Origin of the sequence: Brevibacillus sp. 1238 (assembly GCF_029892995.1) — a bacterium.
In the GTDB taxonomy this organism is placed as follows: domain Bacteria; phylum Bacillota; class Bacilli; order Brevibacillales; family Brevibacillaceae; genus Brevibacillus; species Brevibacillus parabrevis.
This window is the reverse complement of sequence record NZ_JARXWC010000013.1, coordinates 83,431-102,178: the sequence shown is the minus strand read 5'-3', so window position 1 is coordinate 102,178 and position 18,748 is coordinate 83,431. Positions and strand designations below refer to the sequence as shown.

The following is an 18,748-nucleotide window of genomic DNA, read 5'->3' as shown; positions in this document are numbered from 1 at the left end:
ATGTTCAAAAAGCTGATGGCAAAATTCGGTGTAGGAGCAGCAACTGTTGATTTGCAACTAGACGCACCTGGATTCCGACTGGGGGAAAAGGTGACAGGCGTCGTGCGGATTGAGGGCGGCAACGTAGAGCAGCGCATTTCCGAGCTGAGCGCTGTCCTGCTCATGAGAGTGAATGTGCGTGGGCAAGAAGTAACCAGACAAGTGCAGGTTTATCCGATCAGCCGCCAGTTTACGGTACAGCCGAAGCCGTTTGTGCAAGAGATCCCTTTTTCCTTTGACATGCCGGATGGACTGGCTATGTCTACTCCAGCCGTTCAATTTGCATTGCAAACCAAGCTGGATGTAGAAATGGCGCTCGATCCGACTGATTTTGACCGTCTGGACATTTTGCCGCCAGAACGGGTGGAGCGCGTGTTGCGTGCTTTTGATCGCGCAAATCTGCGGCAAAAAGCTGATTCCGGCAAGCTGACGCCGTACGGGCAGGAGTTCGCCTTTTTCCCGGCTGGCGATCTCGGAATCCCGCTCAAAGAACTGGAAGTGATCTTCTTCTCGACTCCTGACGAACTGCGCATGCTTGTGGAGCTTGATCTGGCTAGTGGCTTCCTGCGCCGCGAAAAAGAGTACAAGGCAGAAATCGTGGTGTCAAACGAATTGCTTGCCGCTGGGCAAGAGGAAGAGTTGTCCCGCTATTTGCTGGCGAAGATTCGCGATTACGCCAACAACCCGCAAGCCATCCCGTACGTGCAGCTGTCTGCCTACCAACAGGGCCATTACGGTCACCGCGGCCATCGCGGCAGTGGCATGGGCGGCATGATCGGAGGCATGGCAGCCGGGCTTCTCGGGGGCATGCTGCTTGGCGAGCTGATGTCGCCAGACGAGGAAATGGCTTCCGACGATGCACAAGAGGAGCATGGCAGCGAAGAGGAAGAAGCAGATTTTGACTTTGGCGGTTTTGACGACGAACTGTAAAAACGTACCTATTCCCATACAGGAAAAAGAGCCGTCGCTTGCTGAAAGACAGCGGGCGGCGGCTTTTGTTGTGCCAAACGTTCATGATCGTCTTGCCTGGAAAAAAGGAGCGACCGTGGCCGATCGACTCCTTTTTCGCCAGTCATGATTTCTAAGAATAAGGTCCAAGCTGCTGACGGGAAAAGGCGTAGGGAGACTTCTCGTCTTTCAGCCACATGTTGCCTTTGACGATCAAAATGTACACAGCGACGGCAAAGTACAGCGTTCCGACGATCCAGTCCAGTACCGTAGCCATGTTGTTGGCGACGATGTGCTGGATGTACCAGCCGCCGACCGGAATATGGAAGACGATGACGGCGAACAAGCCCGGATTGTACAAGGTACCAGCTTTCCGATTCGCAAAAATGCCGTGCCAGACAAACTGGAAAAATCCCATGAAAATCGGCCCGAGCGCCAGCCATACGACGGTGGGGAAAAAGACAGGAACGAGATAGAAAAGATAGGCGATGACGAGGTTGATCACCATGGCCGACTGTCGATTCAGCGGATAGCGCTCCGGATGCTTGCTGGGAAAAATCAGTCCGTTGAACAGTCCGGGAAAATAGCCAGGCCAACGATATTCTTCAAACTGGTGCACGAGGATCGCGATGAAGCTCAACCAAAGAATTTGCTCAATCTCCGGGATGTCCGCCCACCCCGCCAGCAAATAAACTCCCACGATTGCTGCCACGAGTAGTCCGAGATCTTGCCAATACGAGCGCAGAAAGTTCATACTCTTTCACTCCTATTTTGCATTTTCATGAAAATAGCGTGCAAACAACAAGTCCATTTGCTGTTCGACGGAGCCGACCTCGATGCCAGCGCCTGTCGACAGCGTCGATTTCAGCAGAGCCGGAAGGAAAATCGCTCCAAACAATTGCATGATCATCATTTGCAAAAGCTCCTGATCGGCTTCCCCGGTCAGTTCCTGGAGCACAGAGCGCACCTTGACGAACCCGATGCTGCGCAAAAACTGTCCGTATTGGTATTGCGAGGTAAAAACGGCCCCGCCGATGGCGAAAATCCGCGCAACCAGCTCGGGGTATTGCGAAATGACAGAGACGTAGCTGGTCAAAAATTGTCTGAGCCGCGCTTTTGGGGCGACTGTCAAATCGTCGAGCACATCAAAGGTGTCTTGAAAGCTGCCGAGAAAACTGCTGAGAGCTTCGTTGATCAGGCGATCCTTGGACCCGAAATAATAGTTGACCAGTGCGACATTCGTTCCCGAATCTGCTGCGATTTTGCGCACCGTGACGCTCTCGAATCCTTCCGACTTGATCAACTCCAGGGTAGTCTGCAAAATTTTTGCTTTCGTGTCACTGTTTTTATCCATTTTTGGCCGGACAACCTCCTTCTGGTGGGGAAGTTCAGAACAACGTCTTAAACGACGTTTTAAACATTGTTTAATTGAAGGATAGCAGCTTTTCTTTTATTTGGCAACAAGTCTTTTGGCCGGGATAAAAAAGCCAAGAAGGGACTGACTGGTGCAAACATGCCCTGCCTGTTTGTTGGCACAACACTCCTCTTTCTCGCGTATACCTAATAGGCAATGGGAAAGAGGTGACCACATATGAGCGGATGGCTCGCACTCCTGCTCGTTTCCCTGGCCATCAGCATGGACAGTGTCAGCGTAGGATTGACGTATGGCTTGCGCAACATGAAAATGCCCTTTTTGTCGCTGGTCGTCATTTCAGGATGTTCCTTTGCCGTTGTGTATGGTGTCATGCTTGTAGGGTCTTCCCTGACCAATTGGCTGACGCCTGAGATTGGCAAACATATTGGTGCGGCAGTGCTAATCCTGATGGGGTTGTTTACTCTTTGGCGACTTTTCTTTTCCAGGCAAGAAGGGGAGAAGGGACCAGAGCAAGCCCAGCCATGTTTGCTGACAGCTCAGGCCGGGGGATCGACAGCTGCGGGTGAAGTGTCCGTTGTACCACAAGCGGCAAATCAGGTAGAACTGGATCGCACAGTCTTGACCCAATTTCGGATTTTCGGCGTGATGATTCAAATTTTGAAAGACCCCTCCAAAGCAGATGCGGACCGTTCGGGGCACATCATGGGCTGGGAGGCGGTCATGCTTGGGCTGGCGCTCTCGCTGGATGCATTTGGCGCGGGAATCAGTCTTACGTTTTTAGGATACTCTCCACTCGTCGTCGCGCTCTGTATCGCCATCATGAGCGGACTGCTGCTTGTCGTCGGGCTGGCGATGGGACGACGCGCAGGAAAAGCCAGATGGCTTACACGACTGACATGGCTTCCGCCGATTTTGCTCATTTGCATCGGGTTGGTCAAAAGCTTGAAATAATATCTCTCCACATGAAGACCCGTCCACGGAAAAGGACGGGTTGTTTTATTTTCTGGCTCGTCTGCATACACATGAGAAGGAGTGAGAAGTGGATGGAGGAGATGTAGGTGGATACACAGCCAATTCGAAAATGGTACACGCTGGCGGCGGCCGACGTGACCGAAGCCCTTCATAGCGATGCGGCGCAGGGATTGACTCAGCAGGAGGCAGAGCGGAGACTGGCCAAGCAAGGTGCCAACCAGTTGGCTGAAAACAAACGCAAGCCTCTCTACTCGGTCTTTCTCGACCAGTTCAAAGATTTTATGGTACTCATCCTGTTCATCGCCACGCTGATTTCTTACTTCCTCGGAGAGTATCTGGATGCGATTACGATTATCGCGATCATCATCATTAACGGAATACTCGGGTTCATTCAGGAGGCAAAGGCGGAGCGGTCCCTGCAAGCTCTCAAGGAGCTGGCATCCCCGATGGCGCGCGTCATCCGGGAGGGGCACATTTCCATGATTCCTGCTTCTCGCCTGGTGCCGGGCGATCTGGTTCAGCTTGAAGCGGGCGATCGGGTTCCAGCCGATTTGCGACTGCTTACTGCCAATCGGCTGGAGGTAGAAGAGTCGGCGCTGACGGGTGAATCTGTCCCTGTAGGAAAAAATGTGAAAACGCTCGATACGGCGCAAGCTTCCACCGTGCCGCTGGGAGATCAGAAAAATCTCGCTTTCATGGGCACGATGGTGACAGGGGGGACCGGGAGCGGAATCGTCGTGGCAACCGGGATGACCACTGAAATCGGGAAAATCGCCCACTTGATGAATACCGCCGAAGAAGCGGAGACGCCGCTGCAAGTGCGTTTGGAGCAAATGGGCAAAATTCTCGTGGTTGTCGCCCTGCTCTTGACGATAGTCGTCATCGTAGCTGGTGTGTGGCACGGACACGAACTGTTCACGATGTTTCTCGCAGGGGTGAGTCTTGCGGTAGCAGCCATCCCGGAAGGCTTGCCGGCGATTGTGACGGTGGCGCTGGCGCTCGGCGTACAGCGAATGATCAGACGCAACGCCATCGTGCGCAAGCTGCCATCGGTAGAGACGCTTGGCTGCGCTTCCGTCATCTGCTCTGACAAGACAGGCACGCTGACCCAGAACAAAATGACCGTTACCCATGTCTGGCACAGCGATGCTACGTACGAAGTGAGCGGAAGCGGCTATGTGCCGGAAGGAGCTTTTCATCATCAGGGCAAAATGGTGTCTCCTGCCCGCGATGGAGCGCTCACGCAAATCATCCGTATCGCCGAGCGGTGCAACAATGCCCAACTGATTTGTGAAGAGCAGAGCACACGCAGTTTGCTTGGGATGGGCAAAGCGACGCGGCATTGGCAAGTAGTGGGCGACCCGACAGAGGGAGCGCTGAAGGTGCTCGCTGCCAAAGCAAACGGAAATGCCGCAGAGCGCAGCACTCAGAAAAGCCAGTCGATGCGCGTCGAGGAGCTGCCGTTTGATTCCGATCGCAAAATGATGTCTGTGGTGGAAAAAGGCGCAGACGGAGCGCACTCGCTGCTGACCAAAGGCGCTGCCGAGGCTGTGCTGGCGAGATCCACGCACATTTTGTGGGGAGGCGAGCTACAGCCGCTTACAGCCTCGCTTCGCCACCGGGTATTGGAGCAGACAGAGGTGATGGCGGGCAAAGCACTGCGGGTTCTCGGCTTTGCCTACAAAACATTGCAAGGCTACCGTCCCGGACAACCGATCACGGCGATTGAAAACAATCTCGTTTTCGTCGGGCTTGTCGGGATGATCGATCCGCCGCGGGAAGAGGTTCGCTCTGCGATCAATCTGTGCCACCAGGCGGGCATCAAGACGGTCATGATTACGGGCGACCACAAGGTGACGGCCGAAGCGATCGCTCGCCAGATCGGGCTGATGCGCGGCTATGGCGAGGTGCTGGAAGGCCGGGAGCTGGATGCGATGTCTGATGCTGTCCTGGCGGATCACGCCGAACGGGTGACGGTGTACGCGCGGGTTTCTCCCGAACACAAGCTGCGCATCGTACGCGCCCTGCAAAGCAAAGGGCATGTGGTGGCGATGACGGGTGACGGCGTGAACGATGCTCCGGCGATCAAGACATCTGACATCGGGATCGCCATGGGCATTACCGGAACAGACGTGACAAAAGAAGCGGCAGACCTGGTGCTGCGCGACGACAACTTCGCGACGATTGTGGCCGCAGTCGAGGAAGGGCGCAACATCTACGACAACATCCGCAAATTCATCCGCTATTTGCTCGCTTCCAACGTGGGCGAGATTCTCGTCATGTTTTTTGCCATGCTGCTCGGCTTGCCGTTGCCGCTGGTGCCGATTCAGATTTTGTGGGTCAATCTGGTCACGGACGGGTTGCCGGCTATGGCTCTCGGAGTCGATCAGGCAGAGGCAGACACGATGTACCAGCACCCGCGCAACAAGGCGGAAAACATTTTCGGCAGAGGCTTGGGCTGGAAAATCATCAGCCGCGGCTTTTTGATCGGCGCCATGACGCTGCTCGCTTTCTGGCTGACGCTGCGCGAGAATCCAAACGATCTGGTCCACGCCCAGACGGTCGCTTTCGTCACTTTGGTGATGGCGCAGCTGATCCACGTTTTCGACTGCCGCAGCCAGTACAGCGTGTTTCATCGCAATGTGTTTGAAAACAAATACCTCGTCTGGGCAGTCATCTCGTCGTTGGTACTGGTGCTCGGTGTCGTCTACATCGACACGCTTCAGCCCATCTTCAAGACGACAGACTTGTCCATCCGCGATTGGGCGCTGATTCTCGTCACATCCGGCGTACCTACTTTTGTGGCAGGCATCGGCGGCGTGCTCGCAAGCGGCCGACCGCGTCGCGGCAAGCAAAAGCGTTCTTCCATGCGTACGGTACGTCCTGATTGAGCATTGATATAGTTTCGTACGGCGAAACGAGGGAGTGGAAGAAAGCGTGCGTTTTCGAAAAGGAGGCTGGAAAAGGCGCGGCAGAAAAATTTTCGCTACGTTTTTGGTGATCATCGTCGGATTGGCGATCTTGTTCGTGGTCGTGGAAAGAAGGGTGGAGCCAACCTTGATCCTGATTGCGCAAGCCAAAGCCGATCAGGTGGCAAAGCTGGCGATTACGGATGCAGTCACGAAGCGGTTGACACAGCAAGGAGTCGATTTTAACGAAATCGTGATGATGGAAAAGGACGAGGCAGGCAGTATCAAGGCGGTCAATTTCAATTTCCGCGAATACTCCCGAATCGTGGGGGAGACGACGGCCCGCATCCAGAATCGCTTGAAAGAGTTCGAGCAAGAGAACGTCCAGACGACGATTCCGCTCGGGCTGGCTACCAAGAACGTTTTTCTGGAGCACTTGGGCCCGGACATCCCCGTTTCGTTTGTCCCGATTGGCGCGGTAAAAACCAGGCTGGAAACAGGATTGAAGCAGGCAGGCATCAACATGGTGCTCGTCACGGTCTACATTTACGTAGAAGTAGATTTGCGTGTCGTCATTCCGTTTGCCACCAAACAGCAGACCGTGACGACGCAGATTCCGATCAGCGAAGCGCTCATTGTCGGCAAGGTGCCGAGTTATTTGTACAACAATCCTTCCGGGAAGCCGGATGTGCCGATGCCGAAAAATACGCAAATCATCAGTCAGCCATAACCGTTTATAGGAAGGGGGCAGCGACGAAGCTGCCTTCTTTTTTTCTATCCATAAAAATTTGTTGAAACGTTTGCGAAATGGCTCCGTCCAATGAATAGAAACACAACACAAGAGAAAAAACAAACATTGGAGGAATACAACATGAAAACAATTCGTACAGGAATGATGACTCTGGCGGCACTCGCCGTATTGGGCACGAATATCGTATCGGCTACCTCCGAACCAGTTAAAGAACTGTCGGTGAATGTAAACGGAAGCGCGATTACGCAAGCAGCGATTTTTGATAAAGGTCAACAAACGGTATTGGTTCCGCTTCGCCCGGTGGCTGAATCCCTCGGCTTCAAAGTAAGCTGGAACGACAATCTGAAAGCGGCAGAAGTGCAAAAAGGCGCTATCTCTAGCTACGCAAAAGCGGGCGAGGATCGCTATCCATACGCGAAAATGTACAAAACGCTCGGAGCGGAGCCGCGCGTGCTGAACGGCAGCACGTATGTGCCAGTCGCGCTTGTAGATGAAATCTTGCAAGCCGAAGTTAATGTGACAGACAGTGCGGTGACCGTTGTGGACGAAGAAGCAGAAAAAGCGCCAGTGCGTACAGGTACGATTTCTACCATCAACAAATCGGAAAAAGGAAATATCTCTATTGCGCTGGACGGATATGAGACAGGCATCATCCTGCACATCAGCGAAGAGACCAAAATCACCGACGCTGCGGGCAAAGTATTGAAGCCGGAAGACTTGAAGCTGGGCATGGAAGTGGAAGCGACTCACCACAAATACATGGCGATGAGCATGCCGCCGCAAACAGGTGCGCTGACCATCGTGGTGAAGAAAAGCCTGGAATCTGCGGAAGTAATGGGAACAGCAGGCAAAGTAGCGAGCATTGCGCCTGACCAGCAAGGCACGTACAAAATGGTGGTAGAAGGACACGGCTTGACCATTACTTCTCCGGAAAAAGTGGCGCTGATCATCAACGACAAAACCGTAATCGTAAGCGCCAAGGACAACAAAGCGCTCAAGCCGGAAGAATTGAAGGCAGACATGAACGTAATCGCGTTCTACGGTCCTAAACTGACGCGCAGCTTGCCGCCAATCGGTGTAGCCGAAAAAATCGTAGTAGAGTAAGAGAGAATCCGGGATGGCAGTTGCTGTCCCGGTTTTTTTGACGCATGTCGCTGACGACGTACGGCATGCAGGTGAATCGGTCAAGGGTCTCAAGGTCTATTCCAGTGTCATATTTTGTCAATGCCGACTTTGCGCGGAACGGGGCAGGTTAAGGGAATTCCCTGATACACAACTGGTCATGTAAACTCTACAATAGCATGTAGATGATTGTCTCAAAGGAGGAGCGCATGAGTACGTGGAAAGAAGATCTGGGAACATCCAATGAAGCTTTTTCCCTGATGCAGTCCATCTTTGCCAACGTCAGTGACGCCATCCTGGTGATCGACCATGAGGGACGGATTGTCAAGGCCAACGCAGCGCTGGCACAAATGTCAGGCTGGACAGAAGAAGAGCTGGTCCGGGAAAAGCACATTTGCGAGCTTTGCTTGGGCATGGCAACCTGTACGGAGGAGACGAGTTGCACCGATTGCTTTTTCAAGCGGGTGCAAATGCCGTCTTTTGAAATGCGGCTCCGTACAAAAGACGGACACGAACATCCTGTGGCAGCCAGCTCAGCCCGACTGCCCGACGACTCAAGTGGCAAGCTGGTGATGATCTTGCGTGACATGTCAGCTCAACAGCGTGTGGAAAAAGAGCGTTATCAGCACAAGCTGACTCATTTTGCGATTCAGGCGCAGGAAGAAGAGCGGAAGCGCATTGCTCGCGAGCTGCACGACGGCGTAGGGCAGGCGCTTTACAGCATTTTGGTCGGACTGAACGTGGTCAGGCAGGGAAATCCCGGAGAACAGGTCATGCAGCACGTTACAGAGCTGGTGAACATGACATCCAAGGCGATGGAGGAAGTCAAGCGCATGGCTTTGGAGCTGCGCCCGTCTGCTCTCGATGATCTCGGACTTTTGCCCGCGTTGCGCTCTTTGATGAAACGAGTGGAAAAGACTTTTCACATACAAGTCGAATTGCACGTACAAGGCGAGAAGCGGAGGTATTCGGCCGCGATGGAAACCGCGTTGTACCGGATCGTTCAAGAAGCCATGACCAACACCGCCAAGTACGCGCAGGCAAGCCAGCTGGCGATCATGTTCGAAAATCGGGAAAAAGAAGTCGTCGTGACCATCGTGGACGACGGCATCGGTTTTGAAGTGGAGAAGACGTTGAGTGTCGGCAAAGGACTTGGCGTGTTCGGGATGAAGGAACGGGCGCAACTGCTTGGCGGTACCGTCGATATTCGTTCGGCACCGCAAGAAGGAACGACAGTCATTGTCCGCGTTCCGTTGCCAAAGGAGGGGATTTTGGATGACCATTCGCGTGCTGATCGCTGACGATCACGCGATTGTACGGTCCGGGCTGGGAATGCTGATCAATGCCCAGGAGGACATGGATGTTGTCGGCTATGCAGCTGACGGCAAGGAAGCTTGCGAAAAAGCGCTGGAAATCCGCCCGAACGTGGTGTTGATGGATTTGAGCATGCCGCCAGGGGAGAACGGCTTGACGGCAACAGCGAGACTGAAGGAAGCAGCACCGGACATACAGGTGCTCGTTTTGACGATGCACGACGACGAGGAGTATTTGTTTCGTGTCCTGCAGGCCGGAGCTGCCGGATATATTTTGAAAAGCGCCCCTGACCTCGATCTGATCGCTGCCATTCGTTCCGTCAACAGCGGTATGGCTTATTTGTATCCATCGGCCACGAAATCGCTGATTGAGGAATTTTTGCAGATGGTCAAAAACGGCGAGGAACAGGCGAAGTACGAGATTTTGACCGAGCGCGAAAAAGAAGTGCTCGTGCTGATCGCCAAAGGTTTCAGCAACAAAGAAATCGCGGAGCAGCTCACCGTTTCCGTGAAGACGGTCGAGTCGCACAAGGCGCATATCATGGAAAAGCTGCACTTGCGCACGCGGCCTGATCTGGTGCGGTATGCGATCAAAAAAGGCTGGCTCGACTTTGAGTAAACCAGACCGAATGCTTTCATCACGTCCTTGCAGCTGTTTGAGGGCGTGTTTTTTATTCCGAAGATTTTGGACAGGAATGGAATATTATGTAACCATGTGCCCGTTCGTCTCGTCATTACTTATGTGTAAAAATAATCCAGTTACTTTGGAGGCGCGAGATGAAAAGAATCAATCAGTCGGTCATGACGATTGTGGCGGCATGCTTGCTGGCTGCAACGCCAATGTGGACGGAAACTTCGCGGGCAGAAGCAGCCAATATAGCAAAAGAACAACAGGCGAAAAAGAGTGAAATTTCAAAAGAAGTGCAAAGCTCGTTGGACAAGCTGTTCGAGCAGATGCCGGAATTAAAGACACTTCGCCTGGAAGAGAAGTTTTTGAAAGAAAACAACTTCCGCGACTACCCGAATCCGGTCTGGAACGTGATGCTGACAAACAGGCCAGAGACAGGGGCAGAAAAAAATCGCACCGAATATGCGACTGCCTCGATTGAACTGGATGCGCAGACAGGGCGACTGCTTTTCCTGGATATTCGCAATCCGGACTGGGCGTCAGCCAATTATCCGGACGAAAAGCTGGCACGCGAAAAAGCGGACGAATTTCTGCACAAATGGCTCGGAAAAGAAACCAGTTCTCTGAAACAGTCGCAGGCAATGGGCAGAGGGAAGGCCGGAAGGGGGAGCGGAGAAACAGGCAAAATGATCGAGTGGGCGAGGTCGAGCGTCTATTACCAAACCCTGATCAATGAGATTCCGCTGAACGACTACTCTCTCGTTGTATCTGTTGACCATGCCGGACATATTGTTCGCTACGACGCTTACCGCCAAATTCAGCCTGACGAGGCCAAGTGGCCCGCCCCAGAAAAAGCGATCTCGCCGGACAAAGCGAAGCAGCTGTATCAGGAGCAGTTGAAAATGCAGCTGGAGTACGTTGCTGAACAACCGACAGCGTATGCCGGGCCGGGAAGACCGTCCGAGAAAAAGCCGATGCTGATTTATCAGGCTAACGAGCCATTCGGAATTGACGCCGTGACAGGCAAGGTAGTGGGAGAGGACAAAATACCGGAGCAACAAAGCGTGCGAGTGAAAGGCGGAGGGAAGTCTGTCAAAATCGCATCCAAAGCAGAGGGCGAGCAATGGCTGAAGGAGCAGTTTGGCATTGATGTCGCAGGTGCTGACTTTGAATACGATGATCATAAGGAAAACTTGACAGATGGACTTCAGCAAATCGAATCGTATCATTGGTTGAACTTTTCCGGCAAGAGTGCCTCGTCCTTTGACAGCATTTCGATTACGACTGACGCTGTGAGTGACCGCCTGATCGGTTTCAATCTGCATTTGCCGGACGGGCGGAAACAGGGGAAGACAATCAGCATTGAGGAAGCAAAGAAAAAGGCGATTGCAGCATTGGAACCGTATGTTGATCCATCGCTTGCCGAGCTGACGCTTTTCGTGCGAACGGATGAAGCGGAAATCCCCGATTGGGTAGACAAGAGCAAGCTGCATAAACAGGACGAACCTCAGGAGTATTCGTTCCACTTCCAGGGCAAACGCAACGGGATTCCTGTGTCAGACGAATTTTATGGAGTGGAGATAAACAAGGAGACGGGGGCGATCGCAGGGCTGAACCTTCATCCGATCCAGCCGGGCATCGTTTTGCCAGACGCGGGCAAGATCGTGAGCGAGCAAGAAGCCAAAGAAGCGTATCAGCAGGAAGTAGAGCTGGAACTGAACTATTACTGGGACCAATACGAAGGACAGCGGGCGCCTGAACCGCAGTTGATCTACCAGACAAAAGAGAAGAACAGCTACCGCTTTATTGACGCCACTACGGGAAAAATCATTACAGTCAAATATCGCTAAACGTGCCCCAAAGCCGATTGCTCTTGCAGCAGTCGGCTTTTTTGTCGAAAATGTGGCGGATATTATGTCGGAATTGTGTCGTAAATGAGTCAGAATGGGGATTTTCCCGGACCATTTTAGGGGATTTCCCCGAATTACTTCCAACTGGTCCCAAGGGTAGAATGAAGGCGTGATAGATGTGATGCGCCTGCGCGGCACACAGAAAGGAGAAAAGTGCGATGGAGACGCAAATCGACAAATTGGAGCAAAACAAAAAGTCAAAAGAAAAAAAGACACAACCAGAGAAAGAAGAGCTCAAAGGAACGTTTGCTGCTGTGCTAATTGTGGGAGGCATCATTCTCGTTGGCTGGCTAGGTGTATTCGGGCTTTTCCTGGAACGGGCGTAATAGAGGAAGAGAAGGAGGATACGTATGCATTTGCACCGTTATGAAAAAATATGGCTGATGCTTGGTGCAGGCGGATTGGCGCTGTTTATCGTGTTGTTGTGTGTCAACGCGTTTGCGATGGGGATGGCTCCGCCAAGCAATATGGAAATGATCGATCCGGAAAAAGTGATGGAGACTCCTCCCTTTGATAAACCAGGCTTGAAGCAAGTGGGAGACAAGGAGTACGACGCTTACATGACGGCGTTTGCCTTTGGTTTCTCACCGACAAAGATGGAGGTTCCGGCGGGCTCCACCATCAATTTTCATGTAACAAGTCCGGACGTTGTTCACGGCTTCCAGATTCCGGAAACAAACATCAACTTCATGGTTTTGCCAGGGCACATCAGCTCAGCTACCCATACGTTTGACAAGCCAGGTGAATACCTGATCCTTTGCAACGAATACTGTGGCGCAGGCCATCAGGTGATGGCAACCACAATTATTGTGAAATAAAGGTAGGTGAACCTTAATGGTCATCGCAAGAAAATTGGATGAAGCAATTCCTCACACTCCGATACAGCGTTCTGCAGCCACACTGAGTCTGGCTTATGTCTGGGTGGCGTATGCGGCTTTTGGGCTGGCAGCATTGGCAGGTATGCTCCAAGGGATGGTTCGCGGCGGTATTATTGAGCTGCCAAGCTGGACGAACTACTATCAAATTTTAACGGCTCATGGCGTATTGATGGCACTCATTTTTACCACGTTCTTTATCGTCGGCTTTATTTTCTCAGGTGTTGCCCGAACGACAGGCGGCTCCTTGCACGGAGCAGCGCTGAAATTTGGTTGGGCAGGCTGGATTCTCATGGTGACGGGAACGCTGATGGCGGTCGTCACGATCGTGATGAACGAAGCTTCGGTCTTGTACACGTTTTACGCACCGTTAAAAGCTTCTCCATACTTTTACATCGGTTCGGCCCTGCTCGTCGTGGGCAGCTGGCTGGCTGGCTTCGGGGTTTTTGCCAGCTATCGCAAATGGAAAAAAGAAAATCCGGGTAAAATGTCTCCGCTGTTCGTGTTCATGGGAGTTACCACATACGTCATGTGGATTATCGCTACTCTCCCGGTAGCTGTAGAGGTACTGTTCCAACTCATTCCGTGGTCACTCGGACTGGTGCCGACGATCAATATCATGCTCAGCCGTACGCTGTTCTGGTTTTTCGGCCACCCGCTTGTGTACTTCTGGCTGATGCCTGCTTACATGGCTTGGTATGTATGCATCCCGCGAATTATCGGCGGACATGTGTTCAGTGATTCGTTAAGCCGTCTTGCGTTCATCTGTCTGTTGCTGTTCTCGATTCCGGTCGGTTTCCACCACCAGTTGATGGAGCCGGGAATTTCCGCAGGCTGGAAAATGATTCACGTTGTATTGACCTTGATTGTCGTTATTCCTTCGCTGATGACCGCCTTTTCGATGTTCGCTGTCTTCGAGACGACGGGACGCAAAAAAGGCGGAAGCGGCCTGTTCGGCTGGCTCAAAAAATTGCCTTGGACTGACGTTCGCTTCTTCGCTCCATTTGTCGGAATGCTGTTCTTCATTCCTGGGGGAGCGGGCGGAATCATTAACGCAAGTAACCAGATCAACGCGGTTATTCACAATACGATTTGGGTAACGGGACACTTTCACATCACGGTCGGGGCGGCAGTTGCCCTCACGTTCTTCGGAGTCAGCTTCTGGCTGATCCCTGCCTTGACCGGACGCAAACTGACCAAAATAGCCAACCGGATGGGTATGGTGCAGACGGTATTCTGGGCTGTCGGGATGTTTCTGATGTCGCTTGCGATGCATACGATGGGGCTGCAAGGAGCGCCGCGCCGCACAGACTATACGACGTACATGGATCATCCGACCGCTCTCGGCTGGATGGACTACCAACGCGTCATGGCTTTTGGTGGAGGACTGCTGTTTGTGTCGGCGGTTCTGCTGATCCTCATTTTGCTGTACTTGACGTTCTACGCGCCAAAAGGCAATACGGAATATCCGATTGCCGAAACCGAAACGAAGCAAGAAGTTCCCCGCATTTTGGAGCGTTGGCCTGTATGGGTCGGACTGGTTGCATTCCTGATCATTCTGGCCTACGGTTACCCGATTATGGAGCAAATCCAGCATCAGGCGCCAGGCTCGCCTCCGTTCCGAACCTGGTAGTGATACAAAGGCAAAGACAAAGAGCCGCTTCCCGTGCAGGGGGGCGGCTCTTTTTTGCTTATTTACCAATATCCAAGGGCGGCGAACTCAGTGAAGGCGAGAATCAAATAACCGATCGCCAACAGCCAGAGGGCAAGCAGCCTGAGGTCTTCCTCTTCAAAAGACATCGAACTCCTCCTTTATCTCTTGTTACCCACAAAGTATTCAGGAGGAGGGGCATTGGTTTAGCTTTATGGCTCGTAAATCATTTTGCGCGTCATGCCTCCATCGATGACAAGCTCTGTGCCGGTAATGAAGTCGTTGTCCTTGCTCGTCAAGAAGAGGCAGGCACGAGCGATATCGTCGGGAGTGCCGACCCGTCCCGCCGGGTGCTGCGCATGATCCTGCGGGCGCAGGGCGGAGTAATCGCCATTTTCGATCCAGCCCGGTGATATGGCGTTCACGCGTATTCCGTCAGGTCCAAGCGACACGCCCAAAGCGTGGGTGAGTGCGAGAATGCCCCCTTTGGAAGCGGCGTATGCCTCGGAGTGCGGCTCGGACATATGCGCTCTTGTAGAAGCGAGGTTGACGATGGCGCCGCCGCCGTTGCGACGCATGATTTTGGCTGCTTCCCGCGAAGCGAGAAAGACGCTGCGCAGGTTGGTGTTCAAGATGCGATCCCATGCGTCGACGGCCAAGTCGTAAGGCGATTCCCAGACGGACAGGCCAGCGTTGTTGATCAGCACATCGAGACGCCCCCAGCGGGAGTCGACTGTTTGCATCAGTTGCTCGATCTGCTCGGGCGAGCTTACGTCTGTTTGGACAAATAAAGCCGTTCCGGGAGTATCTCGGGCAGCGTTTATTTTTTCGACAGCGGCTTCGCCTGCTGCGGGATTTTGCTCCGCGATGACGACGTGAGCGCCGTGAGCTGCGTACATGGAGGCGACAGCCAAACCGATGCCTTGACCGCCGCCAGTGACGATGACAATGTTATCCGTGTATTTCAAACGAAGCGCCTCCAAACAATAGGGGATGAAAAGCGGTAAAGCGTAAGAAAAAATGATTGAATAATGTTTGTAACTATATTAAAGTAAGTTATATACTTCAACAAGGGTATTTCAATACTGAGAGGAGAATGAGTATGAACACAGAATTGAAAATGACCGCTGAACAGGTGATGGAAGCACGCCACAGCGTACGCAAATACGATCCGAATGCAACGATTCCCCAAGGAGAGCTGAATGAAATTTTGCGTCTCGCAGCCAGCGCTCCGTCTTCCTGGAATTTGCAACATTGGCGTTTTCTCGTCGTAACCGACCCGGCGATCAAGGAAAAGCTGCTGCCAATCGCTTACGGTCAGCAGCAGGTTGTGGATGCTTACGCGACCATCATCATCCTGGGCGATTTGGAAGCAAACAAGTCCGCCTATACGATTTATGACGCCGCGCTGGAAAAAGGCTATGTCACCCAGGAAGTACGCGACACCTTGATCGGACAAATCGAAGGGGCTTACAAAAACAACCCTGAGATCGCCCGTGACGAGGCCATCCGCAACTCTTCCTATGCCGCTATGCAGCTCATGCTGGCAGCAAAAGCAAAAGGCTATGACACATGCCCAATGGGCGGATACAACCGCGATGCGCTGATCAAAGAGCTGAACATCCCATCGCGTTATTTGCCGACCTTGATGCTCACCATCGGAACAGCGAGTGTGCAGGCGTACCCAACTGCCCGCTTCGGATTGGATGAACTCGTGATCACGAACAGCTTCTAAATGTTTACTTTAGCGTTCCCAGGCTGCCGGATTTTCCGGCAGTTTTTTTGTGCTTTCTTTTATTTTTCGATACAAGGTGCTGCGGGCGATACCGAGCATTTGCGCGGCCGCTTCCACGTTGGGCGATTTTTGCAGGGCTTCTTCGATCACTTTTTGCTCCAGCTTTTTCAAGGAAAAAGGAGAAGCGGACGGGAGGGGAACATCTTCGCGAATCTGGCTGGGCAAGTGTTCCGGGCGAATCGGTTCGCCTGCTCTTTTGGCTAACAAAAAAGCCCGTTCCACGACATTGCGCAGCTCGCGTACATTTCCCGGCCACTGGTAGCCTAAGAGGGCATTCCAGGCTGCCTTTTCGATGAGATGTGGCCCGTTGCCGTAAAGGGCACACAAGTCGTGCAGGAATTGCTGGGCGAGCTGCCGGATATCTTCGCTGCGCTCGCGCAGCGGCGGAATGGTGATGGACAGCACGTTCAAACGGTAAAACAAATCGGCCCGGAACGTATCGCCATTCGCCACGGCTTGCAGCAGATTGCGGTTGGTGGCGGCGATGATGCGGACGTTTATGGCTCGTTCCTTTGTATCGCCAAGGCGGACGATCTTTCTCGATTCGATGACGCGAAGCAGGACAGCCTGCAAGTCAAGCGGCATGTCGCCAATTTCGTCGAGAAAAATCGTTCCGTTGTTGGCCGCCTCAAATTTGCCGATCGCCCCGCCCTTTTTTGCTCCTGTAAATGCCCCGTCGACAAACCCGAACAGCTCGCTGGCGATCAAATCCCGCGGCAGCGAGGCAGCGTTTATCGCAAGAAAAGGACCGTGGCGGCGCTCGCTTTCCCGGTGAATCGCTTCGGCCAAAACTTCCTTGCCTGTTCCCGTTTCGCCCAAAATAAGCACATTGGCTTGCGATTCCGCCGCCAGACGAGCGACATTCAGCTCCGCTTGGTAGCCGGGATGGGATGTTCGCACGCGGCCAAAGGAAGCGGCAGGACTGGCAAGCTGAACGGTGGGTGTTGCGCTTGCTTTCGCTTTCAACAAGTAAAAAAGATAAGGCGCTTGCTCGGAGCATGTCACCTCATAGCGGGAAGAGAGGTCAGCCCAGTTGTTTTTTGCCACCGTTTGACCAGGGGAGAGCTGCGTCAAAGCAGATGCCTGCTCGCTCATGTAGACGATCAAGCCGTCCGTGGTGGCCACGATAAGCGCTTCGTCGCTGATTCGGCTCCAACCGTTCAAGACCGTTTCAGGCAAAGCGCCAGGAAGCTTCGTATCTGTCAGGAAGGGAGCAGGCGAGATGCTGCGCTTGGAATCCCACACGATCTCGAATTGTCCGTTGGGGAGCGATTTGCCGATTTTGACGGGTCTGGACAGATGGCGATCAGAGGTGTCCAGCGCCATCGGGCCGCATACGGTCGGGAATGTGCGGCCCTTGATCTGCTTCACAATGTCCCGGTGGCTAATGCTTTTTGTGTCCAGCAAGCTTTCCAGGATGAGCTTGGTTCCCAGGTACGTGTTGTACATGACAGAGGAAATCGGGCGCTTTTCCCCGAGAAACCGCTGGAAAGTAGCGATGAACGCTTTGTTGTCCTCGCCAGGCAGCGACTGAAAATAGCTGGCGGAGCTGTAATGACCCGCGCGGTATGGCGTGCCGATTGCAGCCAGTTCCGTCTCTTTTGTGATCGGACTGAAAATGGGAATCTTTTTTCGCGGAGCCGCCATGCGGTGAAAATCCCGGTAAAAGGGCGCGATGCTTTTCCCGACCAGCGTGGAAAAGACGGCATCCGGCTGTTCTTCGGCGATATCGGACAAGACATCGTGAAAATGCTGGTGTCCGAACGGCACGTAATGCTCTTTTACAACCATGCCATTGCGTTGCGCCAAAAAGGAATGCACCTGCCGATGCGTTTCGCGCGGATAGTAGTAATCAGTGCCGATGCAGTAGACGCGCTTGCCGTAATGGCTGGTCATATAGTCCAGCAGCGTATGAATTTGCTGGTTCGGCAGCTCCCCGGTGTAGATGACGTTTGGGTGGCACTCCTTCCCCTCGTATAACGTCGGATAAACAAGCAGGCAATGGTATGCTTCCAGCACAGGGAGGATGGCTTGGCGGCAGGTCGACGTGTAGCAGCCTACGAAGATGCGAACTCCTTGCCGGGCCAGCTTTTCCGCTGCTTGTGCCCCTTTTCGCGGATCGGAGCCAATATCCGCTATGACAGCTTCGACTTGGCAGGAAGCGCGATTGTATTCCTCGATGGCGAACCTGGCAGCATCGCATTGCCCTTTTTCGGTGAGCGAGGTAGTTCCCGTCAAGGAAAAAAGCAAGCCGATTTGGATGCGCACAATATCCCCTCGTTTCATGTCTTGATTTGCGAAAACCAGTCTCAAAATGAGAAAGAGCGTGTTTGCCGCGAGTTTTGTATAGAAAAATCAGAAAATTACGCGTGGAAGTCTGTTAATGAAACAGATTCTTCGCGGCAAATGCTTGTCCTGCCTCTGTTTTTGATTGGCATAAGAGTTGCGATAAGAAAAGCG

The 18,748-nt window shown here is 53.0% G+C and carries 16 protein-coding genes; 12 read left to right on the top strand and 4 right to left on the bottom strand.

The window, feature by feature from the left end:
- Entirely contained in the window at positions 1–969 is a 969-nt protein-coding gene (locus tag M2298_RS23225; RefSeq protein ID WP_280649144.1) for a sporulation protein, read from the top strand.
- A 151-nt stretch (positions 970–1,120) separates the two neighbouring features.
- On the opposite strand, the gene M2298_RS23220 is transcribed toward M2298_RS23225, so the two are convergent.
- Together M2298_RS23220 and M2298_RS23215 are read right to left on the bottom strand one after the other, a co-directional pair.
- Positions 1,121–1,741: an HXXEE domain-containing protein gene (locus M2298_RS23220; protein WP_173599974.1), complete on the bottom strand. Its 621-nt coding sequence runs from the start codon at positions 1,739–1,741 to the stop codon at positions 1,121–1,123.
- 12 nt (positions 1,742–1,753) lie between these two features.
- On the bottom strand, positions 1,754–2,341 hold the full coding sequence (locus tag M2298_RS23215; RefSeq protein ID WP_122966658.1) for a TetR/AcrR family transcriptional regulator: 588 nt from the start codon (positions 2,339–2,341) through the stop codon (positions 1,754–1,756).
- A 237-nt stretch (positions 2,342–2,578) separates the two neighbouring features.
- Here M2298_RS23215 and M2298_RS23210 point away from each other — a divergent pair, with 237 nt between their 5' ends.
- The 10 genes from M2298_RS23210 (at position 2,579) to M2298_RS23165 (ending at position 14,475) form a co-directional block, all read left to right on the top strand.
- Positions 2,579–3,313, top strand: a complete 735-nt coding sequence (locus M2298_RS23210; protein WP_122966657.1) for an MntP/YtaF family protein — start codon at positions 2,579–2,581, stop codon at positions 3,311–3,313.
- 107 nt (positions 3,314–3,420) lie between these two features.
- Positions 3,421–6,225 (top strand): calcium-translocating P-type ATPase, SERCA-type, encoded by a 2,805-nt coding sequence (locus M2298_RS23205; RefSeq protein ID WP_173599935.1) that lies wholly within the window; start codon positions 3,421–3,423, stop codon positions 6,223–6,225.
- 46 nt (positions 6,226–6,271) lie between these two features.
- Complete coding sequence (gene yunB, locus M2298_RS23200) at positions 6,272–6,973, top strand: sporulation protein YunB (protein ID WP_122966655.1); 702 nt, start codon at positions 6,272–6,274, stop codon at positions 6,971–6,973.
- Between the two features lie 141 nt (positions 6,974–7,114).
- The gene (locus M2298_RS23195; RefSeq protein WP_280649143.1) at positions 7,115–8,098 is read left to right on the top strand and encodes a copper amine oxidase N-terminal domain-containing protein; all 984 of its coding nucleotides are present in this window, start codon (positions 7,115–7,117) and stop codon (positions 8,096–8,098) included.
- Positions 8,099–8,325: 227 nt separating this feature from the next.
- Positions 8,326–9,417 (top strand): PAS domain-containing sensor histidine kinase, encoded by a 1,092-nt coding sequence (locus M2298_RS23190; protein WP_122966653.1) that lies wholly within the window; start codon positions 8,326–8,328, stop codon positions 9,415–9,417.
- Entirely contained in the window at positions 9,392–10,048 is a 657-nt protein-coding gene (locus M2298_RS23185) for a response regulator (RefSeq protein WP_063229374.1), read from the top strand. The genes M2298_RS23190 and M2298_RS23185 overlap by 26 nt, the downstream gene beginning before the upstream one ends.
- Positions 10,049–10,206: 158 nt before the next feature.
- Positions 10,207–11,907 carry a YcdB/YcdC domain-containing protein gene (locus M2298_RS23180; RefSeq protein WP_280649142.1) on the top strand — a complete coding sequence of 567 codons (1,701 nt, stop codon included), beginning with the start codon at positions 10,207–10,209 and terminating at the stop codon, positions 11,905–11,907.
- Positions 11,908–12,125: 218 nt separating this feature from the next.
- Positions 12,126–12,293 (top strand): cytochrome c oxidase subunit 2A, encoded by a 168-nt coding sequence (locus M2298_RS23175; protein ID WP_122966651.1) that lies wholly within the window; start codon positions 12,126–12,128, stop codon positions 12,291–12,293.
- A 24-nt stretch (positions 12,294–12,317) separates the two neighbouring features.
- Complete coding sequence (locus M2298_RS23170; RefSeq protein ID WP_063229376.1) at positions 12,318–12,785, top strand: cytochrome c oxidase subunit II; 468 nt, start codon at positions 12,318–12,320, stop codon at positions 12,783–12,785.
- Positions 12,786–12,801: 16 nt separating this feature from the next.
- Positions 12,802–14,475, top strand: a complete 1,674-nt coding sequence (locus tag M2298_RS23165; protein ID WP_122966650.1) for a b(o/a)3-type cytochrome-c oxidase subunit 1 — start codon at positions 12,802–12,804, stop codon at positions 14,473–14,475.
- Between the two features lie 230 nt (positions 14,476–14,705).
- Here M2298_RS23165 and M2298_RS23160 read toward each other — a convergent pair whose 3' ends face one another.
- Positions 14,706–15,461: an SDR family NAD(P)-dependent oxidoreductase gene (locus M2298_RS23160; protein WP_280649141.1), complete on the bottom strand. Its 756-nt coding sequence runs from the start codon at positions 15,459–15,461 to the stop codon at positions 14,706–14,708.
- Positions 15,462–15,595: 134 nt separating this feature from the next.
- Here M2298_RS23160 and M2298_RS23155 point away from each other — a divergent pair, with 134 nt between their 5' ends.
- Positions 15,596–16,228, top strand: a complete 633-nt coding sequence (locus M2298_RS23155; RefSeq protein ID WP_173597965.1) for a nitroreductase family protein — start codon at positions 15,596–15,598, stop codon at positions 16,226–16,228.
- 9 nt (positions 16,229–16,237) lie between these two features.
- On the opposite strand, the gene M2298_RS23150 is transcribed toward M2298_RS23155, so the two are convergent.
- The gene (locus tag M2298_RS23150) at positions 16,238–18,556 is read right to left on the bottom strand and encodes a transporter substrate-binding protein (protein WP_173599930.1); all 2,319 of its coding nucleotides are present in this window, start codon (positions 18,554–18,556) and stop codon (positions 16,238–16,240) included.
- Positions 18,557–18,748 lie beyond the last annotated feature (192 nt).

What these genes read in the sequence shown, in the direction of transcription:
- M2298_RS23195 (WP_280649143.1), top strand. Translation starts at nt 7,115, where the DNA reads ATGAAAACAATTCGTACAGGAATGATGACTCTGGCGGCACTCGCCGTA.
- M2298_RS23165 (WP_122966650.1), top strand. Translation starts at nt 12,802, where the DNA reads ATGGTCATCGCAAGAAAATTGGATGAAGCAATTCCTCACACTCCGATA.
- M2298_RS23175 (WP_122966651.1), top strand. Translation starts at nt 12,126, where the DNA reads ATGGAGACGCAAATCGACAAATTGGAGCAAAACAAAAAGTCAAAAGAA.
- M2298_RS23215 (WP_122966658.1), bottom strand. Translation starts at nt 2,341, where the DNA reads ATGGATAAAAACAGTGACACGAAAGCAAAAATTTTGCAGACTACCCTG.
- M2298_RS23185 (WP_063229374.1), top strand. Translation starts at nt 9,392, where the DNA reads ATGACCATTCGCGTGCTGATCGCTGACGATCACGCGATTGTACGGTCC.
- M2298_RS23180 (WP_280649142.1), top strand. Translation starts at nt 10,207, where the DNA reads ATGAAAAGAATCAATCAGTCGGTCATGACGATTGTGGCGGCATGCTTG.
- M2298_RS23210 (WP_122966657.1), top strand. Translation starts at nt 2,579, where the DNA reads ATGAGCGGATGGCTCGCACTCCTGCTCGTTTCCCTGGCCATCAGCATG.
- M2298_RS23155 (WP_173597965.1), top strand. Translation starts at nt 15,596, where the DNA reads ATGAACACAGAATTGAAAATGACCGCTGAACAGGTGATGGAAGCACGC.
- M2298_RS23220 (WP_173599974.1), bottom strand. Translation starts at nt 1,741, where the DNA reads ATGAACTTTCTGCGCTCGTATTGGCAAGATCTCGGACTACTCGTGGCA.
- M2298_RS23190 (WP_122966653.1), top strand. Translation starts at nt 8,326, where the DNA reads ATGAGTACGTGGAAAGAAGATCTGGGAACATCCAATGAAGCTTTTTCC.
- M2298_RS23225 (WP_280649144.1), top strand. Translation starts at nt 1, where the DNA reads ATGTTCAAAAAGCTGATGGCAAAATTCGGTGTAGGAGCAGCAACTGTT.
- M2298_RS23170 (WP_063229376.1), top strand. Translation starts at nt 12,318, where the DNA reads ATGCATTTGCACCGTTATGAAAAAATATGGCTGATGCTTGGTGCAGGC.